Consider the following 16,051-nt stretch of genomic DNA (forward strand, 5'->3'; position numbering starts at 1 on the left):
GCGCCGAAGGGTGAGTGTGGCCGGGCCGACCCGCCAAGACGAGACCCCATGCCTGACCTGAAGACGATCCTTTCCGCGCAACATCCGCTCACTCTGGCGGGCGTGCCGTCCGGCTTCCTGCCCTGGATGCTCGCCGACCTCGCCCGGGCGAGCCAGGTGACGGTGTTCGTCGCGGCGGACGAGGCTTCCATGCGGGCGATCGCCGCAACCGCCGCCTATTTTGCACCCGAACTCGACGTCCTCACCTACCCGGCCTGGGACTGCCTCCCCTATGACCGCGCCAGCCCTACGCTCAGGGTGATGGCCGAGCGGCTGGCGACGCTTCACGCGTTGCAGGGCAAGAGCGAGGCCCCTCGCCTGCTCGTCACCACCGTCAACGCCGCGACCCAACGCACGCTCACGCCGTTCCGCATCCGCCAGCTGGTCGCCCGCCTCGCGCCGGGCGAGCGGATCGGGCTCGACCGGCTCGCCGCGCTGCTGCAGGCGAACGGCTATGTCCGTGTCGAGACAGTCAACGACCATGGCGAGTTCGCGGTGCGCGGCGGGCTGGTCGATCTGTTCCCGAGCGGCGCCGAACAGGCGCTGCGTCTCGATTTCTTCGGCGACGAAATCGAGAGCGTCCGCACCTTCGATCCACAGGACCAGCGCACCACCGGCCGGGTCGATGGCTTCACCCTGCTACCCGCCAGCGAGGCGCTGCTCGACGAAGACAGCGTGAAGCGGTTCCGCAGCGGCTATCGCGACCGGTTTGGCGCAACCGCCACCGGCGACCCGCTCTATCAGGCGATCAGCGAGGGCCGCCGCCTCGCCGGTATGGAGCATTGGCTGCCGCTGTTCGAGGAGCGGCTGGAAACGCTGTTCGATCACCTCCCCGGCCATGCCGTGATCGTCCGCGACAGCGGTGCCCCCGCCGCCGCCGAGCAGCGGTTCGAAGCGATCAAGGACTATCAGGAAAACCGCATCAAGGCGCAGTCAGCCGATCCAGGCAGCTATCGCCCGCTCAAGGCCGGCGACCTCTATCTCCTCGCGAAGGAATGGCAGAGCCTGGTCGATTCGCGGCCGATGCACCTCGCCACGCCGTTCCACGAGCCCGAGTCCGATCACGTCGTCGAATTCGGCGTCGACGGTCCGCGCGACTTCGCCCCCGAGCGTGCCGCCGGCAGCAACGTCTATGAGGCGGTGGTCACCCACCTCAAGGCGCTGCGCAAGGACGCTCGCAAGCCGGTGCTCGCCAGCTACTCCAACGGCGCGCGCGAGCGGCTGAAGGGGCTGCTCGAGGATCACGGCCTTACCGGCGCCGTACCGGTCGACGGCTGGCAGCCGGCGCTCGGCGTCGCCAACCCGAACGGCAGCGGGCTGCAGGTCGCGTTGGTCGTGCTGCCGCTCGATCATGGCTTCACCGCGCCCGACGTGGCGGTGCTCACCGAGCAGGACATGCTCGGCGACCGCCTCGTCCGCCGCTCGAAGCGCCGCAAGAATACCGACGCCTTCCTTCAGGAACTGGCGACGCTCTCGCCCGGCGATCTGGTCGTGCATATCGACCACGGCATCGGCCGCTACGAAGGCCTAACCCAGATCCCGGTGCAGAAGGCGCCGCACGACTGCGTCGCGCTCGAATATGCCGGCGGCGACAAGCTCTACGTGCCGGTCGAGAATCTGGAAGTGCTGAGCCGCTATGGTTCGGGCGAGGACGGCGCCAGCCTCGACAAGCTGGGCGGCGAGGCCTGGCAGCGTCGCAAGGCGCGGATGAAGGAGCGCATCCGCGAGATCGCCGGCGAACTGATCGCCACCGCCGCGCTGCGCGCCACCCGCGGCGCCGAGATCGCCGAGCCCGATCATGGCGGCTATCCGGCGTTCGTCGACCGCTTCCCCTATGAGGAAACCGACGACCAGGACCGCGCGATCGGCGACGTGCTGGCGGACCTTGCCGCCGGGCGCCCGATGGACCGGCTGGTCGTCGGCGATGTCGGCTTCGGCAAGACCGAGGTCGCCCTACGCGCGGCCTTCGTCGCGGCGATGGCCGGGATGCAGGTGGCGGTGGTGTGCCCCACCACGCTGCTCGCCCGCCAGCACTACAACAACTTCAAGGCGCGCTTCGAGGGCTTCCCGATCGAGATCGGCCGCCTCTCGCGGCTGGTCACCGCCAGCGAGACCAAGGCGGTGAAGGAAGGGCTCGCCGCCGGCACGATCGATGTGGTGGTCGGCACCCATGCGGTGCTCGCCAAGAATATCGACTTCAAGCGCCTCGGCCTCGTCATCGTCGACGAGGAACAGCGCTTCGGCGTCACCCACAAGGAACGGCTGAAGGCGCTGAAGACCGACGTTCACGTCCTAACCCTCACCGCCACCCCGATCCCGCGCACGCTGCAGATGGCGATGAGCGGCTTGCGCGAACTCTCCGTGATCCAGACGCCGCCGGTCGATCGCCTGGCGGTGCGCACCTATGTGATGCCGTGGGACCCCGTGGTGCTGCGCGAGGCCTTGCTGCGCGAACATTATCGCGGCGGCCAGAGCTATTTCGTTACCCCCCGCATCGCCGACCTGCCGGAGATCGAGGAGTTCCTGCGCAACGACGTGCCCGAGGTCCGCTATGTCGTGGCTCACGGCCAGATGTCGCCCACCGAAGTCGAGGAGCGGATGTCCGCCTTCTACGACAAGAAGTTCGAAGTGCTGGTCTCGACCACCATCGTCGAGAGCGGGCTCGACATTCCCAGCGCCAACACGCTGATCATCAACCGCGCGGACAAGTTCGGCCTGGCCCAGCTATACCAGCTGCGCGGCCGCGTCGGCCGGGCTAAGACCCGCGCCTATGCGTACATGACCACCCCGCCCCAGCGGCAGATGACCGAGGCGGCGGAAAAGCGGCTGAAGGTGCTGTCCGACCTCGAAAGCCTGGGCGCGGGATTCCAGCTCGCCAGCCACGATCTCGACATTCGCGGCGCGGGCAACCTGCTCGGGGACGAACAGTCGGGGCACATCAAGGAAGTCGGCTACGAACTCTACCAGTCGATGCTGGAAGAGGCGATCCTCGACGCCAAGGCTGGCGGTCTGCGCGACGAGAGCCGGCCGAAGGACCTGTCGCCGCAGATCACCGTCGATGCGCCGATCCTGATCCCGGAAGACTATGTCCCCGATCTCGACCTGCGCATGGGCCTTTACCGCCGCCTCAACGAAATCGAGGAGACCGACGGGATCGAGAGCTTCGCCGCCGAGATGATCGACCGCTTCGGCAAGCTGCCCGAGCCGACCGACAATCTGCTGCGCCTGATCGAAACCAAGCTCAACGCCAAGCGCGCCTGCATCGCCAAGCTGGACCTGGGCCCGAAGGGGGCGCTCGTCACCTTCCATAACGATCAGTTCCCTAGTCCGGCGGGCCTGATCGCCTATGTGGAGAAGCTGGGCGAGACGGCACGGCTGCGGCCCGACATGAAGCTCGTCATTAACCGAGCCTGGGCAAACCCGGCCGCGCGGCTGCACGGCGCGCTGCAACTGTCGCGGGGGCTCGCCAAGGCGGCGGGCTGATCCCACGCTCTCCCGGATATGTACCTAAGGACGTGGTCGTGGGCCCGACTCGTCTAAAATGGGAGCTGGGACCAATCACCTCGCAGCGCTGAAAGCCGCGTAGGTGGCGATCAGGGATTTCCATGTGACCGACCAGATGAGTTCTCGCCTCCAGTTCATGGAAATGGACGAAGCGCAACAGAAGGCGCTCCGCGAGTCTCAGCCTTGGGTCAGCAAGGTTATCGGCAGCGCGCTCGACCGGTTCTATGCCCGCGCCGGGGCGACGCCGGACACCGGCTCCTTCTTCCGCGATGCGAACCACATCGCCAAGGCGAAAACGGCGCAGGAAAAGCATTGGGCGCGGATCGCCGCCGGCGAATTCAACGCCGATTACTATGCCAGCGCACGCCGCATTGGCGCCACCCATGCGCGGATCGGCCTCGAGCCTCGCTGGTATGTCGGCAGCTATGCGATCGTCCTCGAACATCTGATCGCCGGCGTCCATCGGCTGAACAGCCCGTGGAAGCGGCTGACGCGGCTGTTCCGCGGCCCCGCGCCCGACAAGGCGGTGATCGCGCTGGTCAAGGCGGCGCTGCTCGACATGGAAGTGTCGCTCTCGATCTATTTTGAGGAAGCGCAGGCCGAGCGCAATGCCGCGATTACCAAGTTCGAAGCCGCGCTGAAGGCGCTTTCGGACGGTGATCTCGGCAACCAGATCACCGGTATGCCGCAGAGCTTCGCCGCGCTCGAACGCGCCTATAACGAAACGCTGGTCCGGATCGGCGACATGATCGGCGCGGTTGCCGATGGCACCGGCCGCATTCGCTCCGGAATCGGCGAGATCGCGCAGGCATCGGACGATCTCGCCCGGCGGACGCAAGGCAATGCCGCGTCGCTCGAACAGACCACGGCGGCGGTTTCGCAGATGGACGGACGCGTGCGCGCAACGGCGGAGGCTGCGCGGCGCACGGTGGTGCGCGCCGATCAGGCGATCTCTACCGTCAAGCAGGGTCGCGGCATCACTGACGACGCCGTCCAGGCGATGGGTCGCGTCGCCGAGGCCGCGAAGGGCACCGACAGCGTGATCGAGGGGCTCGACAAGATCGCGTTCCAGACGCGCGTGCTGGCGATGAACGCCGCGGTGGAGGCCGGCCGCGCCGGCGAGGCCGGTCGTGGCTTCGCCGTCGTTGCCGATCTCGTTTCGGCTCTCGCGATGCGCGCCGAAGAGGAAGCCGGCCGCGCGCGCGAACAGCTGACGATGACGCAGGCCGAAATCGTCACCGCCGTCGATGCGGTGCAAAAGGTCGACACCGCGCTTGCCGACATCTCGGGCGACGTCGGCGAAGTTCATGATCTGGTCGGCAAGATGGCCGAGGACAATGGCGCGCAGTCGACCGCGATCAGCGAAATTTCCAACGCGATCGGCGCGATGGACCGTGCGACTCAGCAGAATGCGGCGATGGTCGAGCAGACCTCGGCTGCGGCGCAGAACCTGTCCTCCGAAGTCACCGAACTGGCCAATGTCGCCAGCCGCTTTCGTGGCGGCGGCCGCAGCGGTGGCGTGAGCGAAGGATCGTTTCGTCGCCTGCCGGCGGGGGCGGTTTCGGCACTCACCCGCCCCGATCTGTGACGGACGGCGCAGGCTGCCTCAGCGGCCGGCGGTCACATCGATCGAATCGGCCTCCACGCCGGCCTCGTCGAGCGCGAATTTCTCGCGGTACATGCTGAACGTGCCGCTGTACCGGTCGAACTGCCACGCGCCGTTGATCCGCGTCGCCTCGGCATCGACGCGCCCGGCATAATAGACCGAATGCTCCAGCCGGCCGGCGGGATCATATTGCTTGATCCACTGCAACTGGTGGTCGCGTCGCCCCCCATAGACAGCCGACCGCAACACTTCGCCGCCCATCAGGTCGGGCTCGCTCACATCGCCCTCGATCACCCTGGCATCCTCCGAGAGCACCGCGATGAAGCGATTGGGCGGAACCAGCGGATCGTCCGACGACCACCGACCATACCAGACGCCGGTGATGCTTTCGCCCGTGCCGCTCACCAGTCGCGCACCAGGGCAGCGAGCGCCGGCACGTCGATCGGCCCCGAGCAGAGGAAACCCTGGAAATACTGGCAGCCTTCCTTGGCCAGCATGTCGAGCTGCAACTCGCTCTCCACGCCTTCGGCAATCACCGATAGGCCCAGCGAGCGCGCCATGTCGATCACGCCGCGCACCACGATCCGGTCGCGCGCCGATCCGGCGATGTCCGCCGTCAGCTTTTTGTCGATCTTGAGATAGTCAAGCGGCAACGCCTTCAGATAGGCGAGGCTCGAATAACCCGTGCCGAAATCGTCGATGGCAACACGGCACCCTGCGGCCCGCAGGTCTGACAGCAGCCGTGCCGCCTCGCTCAGATCGGCCATGATGCCGCTCTCGGTGATTTCTGCCGTCAGTCGGGCGCGGGGAAAGCCGGTCGAATCGATCCGGCTGAGCAGATTGTCGAGGAAACCGGTCCGGCCGACATCCTCCGCCGTGACGTTGATCGATAGGCGCAGCCGGGCTAGCGCACGCGGCCAATGCGCGGCGATCGTCAGCGCGCGGTGCTGGACATGCTCGCTCAGCACCGCCTCCAGGCCGGCGCGATTGGCGGCGGCGAACAGCGGCTCGGCGCCGATCTCGCCATGTTTGGGGTGCTGCCACCGCGCCAGCGCCTCGACACCGGTAATCTGTCCCGTGGCGACCGCGACCTGTGGCTGGAACAGCACGCCGATCTCGCCACGTTCGAGCGCGCGGCGCAGATCGCCCATCAGCGACTCGATCGACGGACCGCCGCTCGCCCGTGTGGCCGTGTCGCCTAGCAATATCTCACTCGCGCGGCGGATCAGACTGCCAGCGGTGTCGCCCGCGATGCTTTCGGCCGAGGCGACGCGGGCGCCCAGATGCGCAAGCTCGCCCGCCGCGACGAACGGCCGCGCAAGCGCCTCCTCCATCCGCCGCGCCGCCTCGCGAAGACCGCTCGCGCCGGGATCGACCGCCGCCGCCAGAAAGTCCGAACCGCCAACCCGCGCGACGATCGCATCGCCGCCCAGCACATCGCGCGCGGCATCGGCAACCCGGCGCGAAACGCCGCGCAGCAATTCGTCGCCCGCAGCGCGGCCATAGGCGGCGTTGACCGTGTCGAAACGCGTGAGCCCGATCATCACCAGCCCGATCCGCTCGCCCTTGCCGAGCTGGCGATCGATCCAGCGCCGTGCGCTTGGCCCGTCGCGCACGCCGGTGAGCACGTCGCGCACCGCCGCCCCGGCATCGGGTGTCATCCCCAGCGGCTCGACCAGCGCGTCGAGACGGCCGGTGGCGGGATCGAACTGGAGATGCTGCACCACCCGCCCCTTGCCGGGCAGGTCATGCGCAAACGCAGTGGACCCCGATTCGTCGAGCCGTCGCAGCGCCGCATGGGCGAGCCGCCGGTCGCCGCGATCGAGCCGCGCGAGCAATGCCCGCACCCCGGGCGCCTCCGGCAGCGACAGCAGCTGCGCCAGCGCCGGCGTCAGCTCCAGCGAGCGCAATTCGCGATCATAGCGCCAGCCGAGCGGCTCGCCATTTTCGGACGCCAGGCCCGACCAGCCCGACAGCCGCTCGACATGGCGATGGGCAAAGCGAATCGCGTGCGCCATCGCGGCCGAGGACATCGGGCTGCTCAGAAAATGGGTGGCGCCGGCGTCGTAGAACCGCGCCATGTGGACGGTATCGCTCTGCGACACCAGGATCAGCATCGCCGCCCCCTGGGCGCGCACCGTTGGCCCCAGGAGCCGGGCCGCCTCGACGCCGTCGCTCATGGCGCCCCGTGCGTCGATCACCACCACCGAAGCGCCGCTGGCCAGGAAGCGCGTCTCCGCCCCTTCGCTCCGCCGCGCAGCGACCACGCGCCAGCCCGCCCCTGCCGCCGCTGCCGCAACCTCGTCGCGCTGGCGGAAGGAAAGCACGAAAACCGGGTGCTGCGGCGTGGTGACCGCGGTGGGTACGATGGTAAAGCCTTCTTCCATATCTGTTCGATAGCGGCTGATTTAACACACCGCCATCCAAGGCTTGTCTCTGCGGACGCAACCCCCTACCTCGAACGACATGGCAATCGCTTCCGCACCCGCGAGTTCGCCCGGACTGGTCGATCGCCACGGCCGAACGATTCGGTATCTGCGGATCTCCGTCACCGATCGCTGCGATCTGCGTTGCCGATATTGCATGGCCGAGCACATGACCTTCCTGCCGCGCGATGCGGTGCTGACGCTCGAGGAGCTCGCGCTCATCGCCGAGCGCTTCATCGCGCGGGGCGTGCGCAAGATCCGGCTCACGGGCGGCGAGCCGCTGGTCAGGCGGAACGTGCTCGAGCTGGTACAGCGGCTCGGCCGCCATGTCGGGGGCGGGCTCGAAGAACTGACGCTCACCACGAACGCCACCCGCCTCGCTGACCACGCCGATGCGCTGGTCGCCGCCGGGGTGCGGCGGATCAACGTGAGTCTCGACAGCCGCGATCCCGATCGCTTCCGCCACATCACCCGGCACGGTGACGTTGCGCAGGTGCTCGGCGGCATCGCCGCGGCGCGCGACGCGGGCCTGCGCGTCAAGATCAACATGGTCGCGCTGCGCGGCCTCAACGACGATGAAATCGCCTCGATGCTCGAATGGGCCGTGTCGGCGGGCATTGACCTCTCGCTGATCGAGACGATGCCGCTCGGCGTGATCGACGAGGATCGCGCCGATCGCTTCGTGCCGCTGACGGAGGTGCTGCGCGATCTGCGGACGCGATTCGATCTCGTCGCGGACGCGCATGACAGCGGCGGCCCGGCACGTTACTGGCGCGTGGCCGGCACCGGCACCAGGCTCGGCCTGATCTCGCCGCTCACTAACAATTTCTGTGCAAGCTGCAACCGGGTTCGCGTGTCGACCGACGGCCGGCTCCACATGTGCCTGGGACATGACGACTCGGTGGATCTGAAATCGGCGATTCGCGACGGCGGCCTTGCGGCGGTCGACCAGGCGATCGATCACGCCCTAGCGATCAAGCCGGAGGCGCATGATTTCCGCATCGAACGCGGCGCAGCACCTGCGCATGGCCGCCATATGAGTGTGACCGGCGGATGAGCGCCGTCGCCCGGGCGCTGCTCGCGTCGCCCACCGCGCCCGCTCAGGTCGCGGCGGAGGAACTGCGCCAGACCTATGACTGGGTGCCGATCGAGGAGGCGCAACAGGTCGTAGCCCTTGGCGGCGACGGCTTCATGCTCCAGACGCTTCATGCGATGCTCGAACGGCGGCGCATTCTTCCGGTGTTCGGCATGAACCTCGGCACGATCGGTTTCCTGATGAACGACTGGCGACTCGAAGGGCTGATGGCCCGCCTCGATCGCGCCCGGCCGTTCCGCGTCTCGCCGCTGTCGATGACGGCGATCACCGTCGAGGGCGAAAGCTGCGTCCTGCCCGCGATCAACGAAGTCTCGCTGCTGCGCGAAACCCGCCAGACGGCGAAGTTGGAAGTCACCGTGAACGGCCGGATCGTCCTGCCCGAACTGGTGTGCGACGGTATCCTCGTGGCAACCCCTGCGGGATCGACCGCTTACAACTTCTCAGCCCAGGGGCCGATCCTGCCCCTCGGCTCGGCGCTGCTCGCGCTCACGCCGATCAGCCCGTTCCGCCCGCGCCGCTGGCGCGGCGCAATTCTGCCGGAAAAGGCCCGGATCAGCCTGCGCGCACTCGAAGCCGACAAGCGCCCGGTGAGCGCCGTCGCCGATCAGCGCGAAATCCGCGAAGTCGCGCGTGTCGATGTTGAGATCGATCGCATGCGCAACCTGACGCTGCTGTTCGATCCGGAGCACGCACTGGACGACCGGATAACGATGGAACAATTCATTGCATAAGGGCCTTGCAAAGTCCGAAAACGCGCTGCTATAGGCGCGCCTCCCGACACGGTGACCACCGCGTCGGGGTTGACCAGAGTGGTCCCCGATAGCTCAGCGGTAGAGCATTCGACTGTTAATCGAATGGCCGTAGGTTCGAATCCTACTCGGGGAGCCATCTGCTGGTTCCATCGCCCTGGCGACGACGGGCACCCCCTCTCCTTTCATCACCGGGACACGACGCGTCTCGACCGATTCAATACCTCAGCGTGGTGCTTGCGCGGCATCGCGGCGCCTGCAATGGTCGGGCGATGACCGATCTCGACGCCTTCATCGCCGGCCTGCCCAAGGCCGAGTTGCACCTTCACATCGAAGGCAGTCTAGAGCCCGAGCAGATGTTCGCCTTCGCCCGCCGCAATGGCGTGGCGATCCCCTTCGATAGCGTCGAAGCGGTGCGTGCGGCCTATCAGTTTTCGAACCTCCAGGACTTTCTCGACATCTATTATGCCGGCGCGGCAGTGCTGCAGACCGAGGATGATTTCCGCGAGCTGGCGGTCGCCTATTTCGAGCGTGCCGCCGCCGACGGCGTCGTCCATGCCGAAATCTTCTTCGATCCGCAGACGCACACCCATCGGGGCATCGCCTTCGCAACCGTGGTGGAGGGCCTGCTGGCGGGTATGGCCGAGGCCGAGGCTCGGCTGGGCGTCACCTCGTCGCTGATCCTGTGCTTTCTGCGCCACCTCGACGAGGAAGATGCCTTCCGCACGCTTGAGGCCGCCGAGCCTTGGCTCGATCGGATCGCCGGCGTGGGGCTCGATTCGTCCGAGCTTGGTCATCCCCCAGCCAAATTCGCCCGCGTCTTCGCAGCCGCCGCCGAAAAGGGGCTGAAGCGCGTCGCCCACGCCGGCGAGGAAGGCCCTGCCGACTATGTCCGCGAGGCGCTGGACCTGCTCGGGGTCGACCGCATCGATCATGGCAATCGCAGCCTCGACGATCCCGCGCTGGCGGCGCGGCTCGCGCGCTCTGGCATGACGCTCACCGTTTGTCCGCTGTCCAACGTCAAGCTGTGCAACGTCGAATCGATCGAGGCGCATCCGATCGATCGGATGCTCAATCTGGGGCTTCATGTGACGATCAACTCGGACGACCCGGCCTATTTCGGCGGCTATATCGGCGAGAATTTCCGCGCCATCGCCAAGGCGCGAGGGCTTGATCGTGCGGCGCTCGCCCGGCTAGCGCGCAACAGCTTTCTCGGCTCCTTCCTGCCCGACGAGGCGGTCGCCCGGCACCTCGGGCAGATCGACGCCTGGATGGCGGCGAACGCGCAATGAGCGGCATCGTCTTCACCCCCTTCTCACATGACGAGATGGTCGCCGGTATCCACAGCATCGCCGACGCGCTCGGCGACTGGCGCCCGGATCTGCTGGTCGGCGTCGGCCGCGGCGGGCTCGCCCCGGCGGTCTATCTCTCGCACCGGCTGGGCCTGCCGCTGGTTTCGATCGACCATTCGACGCGCATCGCCCAGTTCGGGGAGGAACTCGTCGCAGTGCTCGCCCGCCGCACGCGCGAGGGTGAGCGGTTGCTGTTCGTCGAAGACATCAACGACAGCGGCCGGACGATCGGCGAATTGCGCGCCGCGCTGGCAAGCGAGGGCGCCGAGGCCGATCGCGTCCGTTTCGCGGTGCTGATCGACAATGTCGCGTCGTCGCAGCGCGTCTCCTATTGCGCGCGAACGATCGACCGGGCCGTGGACAAGGACTGGTTCGTCTTTCCGTGGGAGGCGATGGCGCCGCGCGAAACGCTCGATGCAGACGCGCGCGCCGTGCCGGAAAGGCTCGACTGACAATTTGTTCAGCCCCGGTCAATCGCGCCCATGCCACAGTCCACCGCATCTGGAATGCGGACATTTACGCCGGGGCATGCGTTCGAAAGGCAACGGCGACAATCAGTTATCAAGTGTCGGAGGAATGATGCCAATATTGACAAGCAAGCGCCGGCGATTGGTCGCTCTCGGCCTAGCCGCCGCCGGCAGCCTATCGCTCGCCTCATGCATGACGGCGACGCCGTATCAGCCCGCAATGGGTAACGGCTATGCGCGCAACGGTTATTCGGACGAGCAGATCGAGGACAACCGGTTCCGTGTCAGCTTCGCCGGCAACAGCCTCACCTCGCGGGAGACGGTCGAGCGCTACCTGCTCTATCGCGCCGCGGAACTGACGCTCCAGAACGGCTATGACTATTTCATCCTCTCCGATCGCGAGACGGAGAAGAAGACGCAGACCTATGCAACGCCGGGCCTTGGCGGCGCAGGGCCATGGGGCTTCTGGAACCCCTATTGGCGCTATTACAGCCCGCGCTGGGGCTGGCGGACCTGGGATCCGTTCTGGGGCGATCCGTTCTTTGATCGCAACGTCGATATCCGCACGGTCGACCGCTATGAGGCGATCGCCGAGATCGTGATGGGCAAAGGACCGAAGCCCGCCGACAATCTGCGCGCCTTCGATGCGCGTGAGGTGCAGACGCGGCTCGGCCCGAAGATCCAGGCGCCGAAGACCCGCTAAGGGCTCGTCATCGCGGATACGAGAAGGGCGGCGCCGGACCAGTTCCGGCGCCGCCCTTTTCTTTTCACCACCAGCGGGAGGGCGAGCCAAACGCCCGCCCCGCCCCGGCCGCCGCTCAGGCGACCTGGCCGTGGCAGTGCTTGTACTTGCGGCCCGAACCGCACGGGCACGGCGCGTTGCGGCTCACGACGCCCACCCAGGCGGCGGGATCCTCGCCAAGATCATCGGCGGTTGGGCGCGGAATCGCCATCGGCGGCAGGCGGGTGGTCACCAACCCGGCCGATCCACCGTCCCAATCCGCGCTGTTGTCATCGCCGGTCAGCGGATCGATGTGCGTCGTCAGGCACGCCGGCAGCTCGGGCAGTTCAGGCGGCGGCTGCATGCGGAACTGGGCGAACGCCATCGTCCGCGTCACATCCTCGCGGATCGTCTCCAGCATGCGCTGGAACATCGAAAACGCCTCGTGCTTGTACTCGTTGATCGGCGTCTTCTGCGCATAGGCGCGCAGATGGACCACCTGGCGCAGCGCGTCGAGCATCGCGAGATGCTCCTTCCAGTGATGGTCGAGATTCTGGAGCAGGATCGATTTCTCGATCTGCGTCCAGGTCTCGGGCTCGAGGTCCGCGGACTTTTCGGCGATCGCGGCATCGGCCGCCTCGCGAACGCGCGTCTCGATGATCTCGGGATCGATCGCTTCCTCGGTCGCGATCCACTGGTCGATCGGCATGTCGAGGTTCAGCGTCTCGGCGATCCGCGCCTTGAGCGCTTCGACGTCCCACTGCTCGGGATAGCTGTTGGGCGGGCAGGCATCGCCGATGAGCGCGTTGATCGTCTCGTGGCGCATGTCTTCCACCACGCTGCCGACGGTCGCCGCATCCATGATGTCCGAGCGCTGCTCGTAGATCACCTTGCGCTGGTCGTTCATCACGTCGTCATATTCGACGACCTGCTTGCGGATGTCGTAGTTGCGCGCCTCGACCTTCTTCTGCGCGGTCTCGATCGCCTTGGTCAGCCACTTGCTGCCGATCGCTTCGCCATCCTCGATGTTCGATCGCATCATCCGCGCGAACAGCGTGTTCGAGCCGAAGATGCGCAGCAGGTCGTCGTCGAGGCTCAGGTAGAAGCGGCTGAGGCCCGGATCGCCCTGGCGGCCCGAACGGCCGCGCAGCTGGTTGTCGATGCGGCGGCTCTCATGCCGCTCGGTGCCGAGCACGAACAGGCCGCCGGCTGCCTTCACCTGTTCCTTCTCGGCCGCGACCTCGGCCTTGATCCGCTCGATCGCCGCGTCGCGCTCCGGTCCCTCGGGCATGTCGCGCAGCTCGTCGGCAACACGGAACTCGACATTGCCGCCCAGCTGAATGTCGGTGCCGCGGCCGGCCATGTTGGTCGAAACCGTCACCACGCCAAGCCGCCCGGCCTGCGCCACGATATGGGCTTCGCTCTCGTGGAAGCGGGCATTCAGCACCTCGTGCTTCACCCCCTCCTTGTGGAGGAACGCCGAAAGCAGCTCCGATTTCTCGATCGAGACGGTGCCGACCAGCACCGGCTGGCCCTTCGAGGCGTGTTCCTTGATCTTCTTGGCGATCGCCGCGAACTTTTCCTCGGTCGTCTTGTAGAACTCGTCTTCCTCGTCGATCCGCTGCACCGGCAGGTTGGTCGGGATGGTGACGACGTTCATCTTGTAGATGTCGTAAAATTCGGGCGCCTCGGTCGCCGCCGTGCCGGTCATGCCGCCGAGCTTCGGGTACATGCGGAAATAGTTCTGGAAGGTGATCGAGGCGAGCGTCTGGTTCTCGGGCTCGATATTGACGCCTTCCTTGGCCTCCACCGCCTGGTGCAGGCCTTCGGACCAGCGGCGGCCGTCCATCATGCGGCCGGTGAACTCGTCGATGATGACGACCTTGCCGTCCTTGACGATATAGTCGGTGTCGCGCTTGAACATGACGTTCGCGCGCAGTGCCTGGTTCAGGTGATGGACCACCTGGGTGTTCTCGAAGTCATAGAGATTGGCGCCGACCAGCAGCCCGGCATCCTCCAGCAGGCGCTCGACCGTCTCGGTGCCTTCCTCGGTCAGCACGACGGTGCGCTGCTTCTCGTCCTTCTCATAGGTCGAGGGATCGAGCTGCTTCACCACCGCGTCGACGCTCATATAGAGCTCGGACTTGTCGTCGGTCGGGCCGGAGATGATCAGCGGCGTGCGCGCCTCGTCGATCAGGATCGAATCGACCTCGTCGACGATCGCGAAGTTGAACGGGCGCTGCACCATCGCGCTGCGCTCATATTTCATGTTGTCGCGCAGATAGTCGAAGCCGAACTCGTTGTTCGTGCCATAGGTGATGTCAGCGGCATAGGCGTCGCGGCGCTGCTGGTCGGTCAGGTTCGGCACGATCACGCCGGTCGTGAGGCCCAGAAAGCCATAGACCTGCGCCATCCACTCCGCGTCGCGGCGGGCGAGATAGTCGTTGACGGTGACGACATGGACGCCGTCGCCGGGCAGGGCATTCAGATAGGTGGCGAGCGTCGCCACCAGCGTCTTGCCTTCGCCGGTCCGCATCTCGGCGATCTCGCCGCGATGGAGCACGATGCCGCCAATCATCTGCACGTCGTAATGGCGCTGGCCAAGCACGCGCTTTGCCGCCTCGCGAACAGTCGCGAACGCCTCGGGCAGCAGGTCGTCGAGCTTGGCGCCGTTGGCGAGCTGCTCGCGGAACTTGATCGTCTGGGCCGACAGCGTGGCATCGTCCATCGCCTGAAGCGTGGGCTCGAAGCTGGCGATCTTGTTGACGATCCCGCCGAGCGATTTGACGTAGCGATCGTTGGACGAACCGAAAAGCGACTTGGCAATGGCGCCGAGCATGGGATTTCCTGACCTGTTCTGATGGGTTCGGGGCGGGAACGCGCCCGCCGAGCACATGCCGCATGGCGCGGCAAGCGAATGGAAACGGCCCGCATGGCGCGGGCCGGGAGGCTCACTCGCGCCGCTGCTCGAAGGCGAGGCGGAGAGGCGAAACCGGCGCGGCCGCAAGATGCGGCCCGCGGAACGCGGTGGCGCGCGCTACCCGGGGCAGCGCGGCGGCTGCGGCAACGAACTGACGACGGGGGGTGGCGGCAGCCTGTGTCGATTCCGCCAGCCGGACAACCGCCACGCCTTGCACCGCATGCACGCCGCGATCGCCCGACGTTCCCGTCAGGCTCGCGAAAAGCGCAGTGAGGAGCAGCAGCAGTTCCAAGCGAAACCCTGTATTACACGATGATGCCGTCACACCGCCTACGGGTGCAACAAACGCGACATAGGGATTGTCGCACCGTTCGTCTAATCAAAAGCTAAGGCGCCGACGGCACCTTGATGCAACATGAGACGATATACAGCCTCGACCGGCCCCCGCGAGGCTCAAATAGACGTTAGTCAGCAAGCGCCCAGGTGAACCGGTTGCGGAATTCGGCCGGGATCGGCTTGCCATCAGCATCGAGTGCAGGAATGAAGCGAGCACGCGCCAGGAGAAGATCGCACGCAGTTTGGTCGAGGCGCTGATGACCGCTTGATCCTGTAACCTGACACCGTACCGGAATTCCGCGATCATCGACGTAAAGCGTGAACGCTACCGTGCCCTCCTCTCGGGCAATCTGCGACTCAAAGGGATAATCGCCGGATACCACCCAAGTACCCGGTGAACTGCTTGGACGAAGGCCACGCGGCCCCTTTTCATCAGCGCCGATCGATCTCGTAAGCGACGGGATCGCAATTGTCGTGACCGGCGCCTCAGGGTCAGCATTCGACGCACGTTTCGGCGTTGGTTCAGCCGGCGCGCGCGCATCGCTTCCTGAAAGATGCGTCGTCGAGCGCCAACCCTCTTTTGCGGCTTGTATGATCTGGGGGCCGCCTCGCCACACGAGGGAGGCGGCCAAGAAGCAGATCATAACAAACAGGGCGGCAATAGCGCTGAGTACGATTCGTCGAAGCGCCGTACCGCTTCCGACGAAGATTGGCTCGGTCCGCGACTTGCTGTCGATGCCGTCATCCATACGCGTGATAAATCGGCGACATCCGCCCTCCCCCTCCGTATACCAGCAGGTGAGGTTCTAGCCGGTCGAAAATGCGGCGCCTAGGC

The 16,051-nt window shown here is 66.4% G+C and carries 12 protein-coding genes and 1 tRNA gene; 8 read left to right on the forward strand and 5 right to left on the reverse strand.

From position 1 onward, the window contains the following. Positions 1-48 precede the first annotated feature (48 nt). Complete coding sequence (gene mfd / locus ACX40Y_RS08445; RefSeq protein ID WP_459119109.1) at positions 49-3,522, forward strand: transcription-repair coupling factor; 3,474 nt, start codon at positions 49-51, stop codon at positions 3,520-3,522. Positions 3,523-3,658: 136 nt separating this feature from the next. After that, complete coding sequence (locus tag ACX40Y_RS08450; RefSeq protein WP_459119244.1) at positions 3,659-5,131, forward strand: methyl-accepting chemotaxis protein; 1,473 nt, start codon at positions 3,659-3,661, stop codon at positions 5,129-5,131. Between the two features lie 18 nt (positions 5,132-5,149). On the opposite strand, the gene ACX40Y_RS08455 is transcribed toward ACX40Y_RS08450, so the two are convergent. Both ACX40Y_RS08455 and ACX40Y_RS08460 read right to left on the reverse strand, forming a co-directional pair. Further along, complete coding sequence (locus ACX40Y_RS08455; protein ID WP_459119110.1) at positions 5,150-5,554, reverse strand: hypothetical protein; 405 nt, start codon at positions 5,552-5,554, stop codon at positions 5,150-5,152. Then, positions 5,551-7,536, reverse strand: a complete 1,986-nt coding sequence (locus ACX40Y_RS08460; protein ID WP_459119111.1) for a putative bifunctional diguanylate cyclase/phosphodiesterase — start codon at positions 7,534-7,536, stop codon at positions 5,551-5,553. Before ACX40Y_RS08460 ends, ACX40Y_RS08455 begins: the two co-directional genes overlap by 4 nt. A gap of 79 nt (positions 7,537-7,615) precedes the next feature. On the opposite strand from ACX40Y_RS08460, the gene moaA reads away from it, so the two are divergent. From moaA to ACX40Y_RS08490, 6 genes are all read left to right on the forward strand, one after another. Next, positions 7,616-8,632 (forward strand): GTP 3',8-cyclase MoaA, encoded by a 1,017-nt coding sequence (gene moaA / locus ACX40Y_RS08465; RefSeq protein ID WP_459119112.1) that lies wholly within the window; start codon positions 7,616-7,618, stop codon positions 8,630-8,632. Beyond that, positions 8,629-9,402 (forward strand): NAD kinase, encoded by a 774-nt coding sequence (locus ACX40Y_RS08470; protein ID WP_459119113.1) that lies wholly within the window; start codon positions 8,629-8,631, stop codon positions 9,400-9,402. The genes moaA and ACX40Y_RS08470 overlap by 4 nt, the downstream gene beginning before the upstream one ends. An 82-nt stretch (positions 9,403-9,484) precedes the next feature. Beyond that, positions 9,485-9,559, forward strand: a tRNA-Asn gene (locus ACX40Y_RS08475). Positions 9,560-9,692: 133 nt separating this feature from the next. After that, complete coding sequence (locus tag ACX40Y_RS08480; RefSeq protein ID WP_459119114.1) at positions 9,693-10,712, forward strand: adenosine deaminase; 1,020 nt, start codon at positions 9,693-9,695, stop codon at positions 10,710-10,712. After that, on the forward strand, positions 10,709-11,224 hold the full coding sequence (locus ACX40Y_RS08485; RefSeq protein WP_459119115.1) for a phosphoribosyltransferase: 516 nt from the start codon (positions 10,709-10,711) through the stop codon (positions 11,222-11,224). The genes ACX40Y_RS08480 and ACX40Y_RS08485 overlap by 4 nt, the downstream gene beginning before the upstream one ends. A 127-nt stretch (positions 11,225-11,351) precedes the next feature. Continuing rightward, complete coding sequence (locus ACX40Y_RS08490; protein WP_459119116.1) at positions 11,352-11,942, forward strand: CC0125/CC1285 family lipoprotein; 591 nt, start codon at positions 11,352-11,354, stop codon at positions 11,940-11,942. A 115-nt stretch (positions 11,943-12,057) separates the two neighbouring features. Here the strand turns inward: ACX40Y_RS08490 and secA are convergent, their stop codons facing one another. From secA to ACX40Y_RS08505, 3 genes are all read right to left on the reverse strand, one after another. Then, positions 12,058-14,799: a preprotein translocase subunit SecA gene (gene secA / locus ACX40Y_RS08495; protein WP_459119117.1), complete on the reverse strand. Its 2,742-nt coding sequence runs from the start codon at positions 14,797-14,799 to the stop codon at positions 12,058-12,060. 112 nt (positions 14,800-14,911) lie between these two features. Beyond that, on the reverse strand, positions 14,912-15,172 hold the full coding sequence (locus tag ACX40Y_RS08500; protein ID WP_459119118.1) for a hypothetical protein: 261 nt from the start codon (positions 15,170-15,172) through the stop codon (positions 14,912-14,914). 172 nt (positions 15,173-15,344) lie between these two features. Continuing rightward, positions 15,345-15,965, reverse strand: coding sequence for an energy transducer TonB (locus ACX40Y_RS08505; protein ID WP_459119119.1), 621 nt, complete (start codon positions 15,963-15,965; stop codon positions 15,345-15,347). Positions 15,966-16,051: the final 86 nt, after the last annotated feature.

Source organism: Sphingomonas sp. RS6 (genome assembly GCF_054489705.1).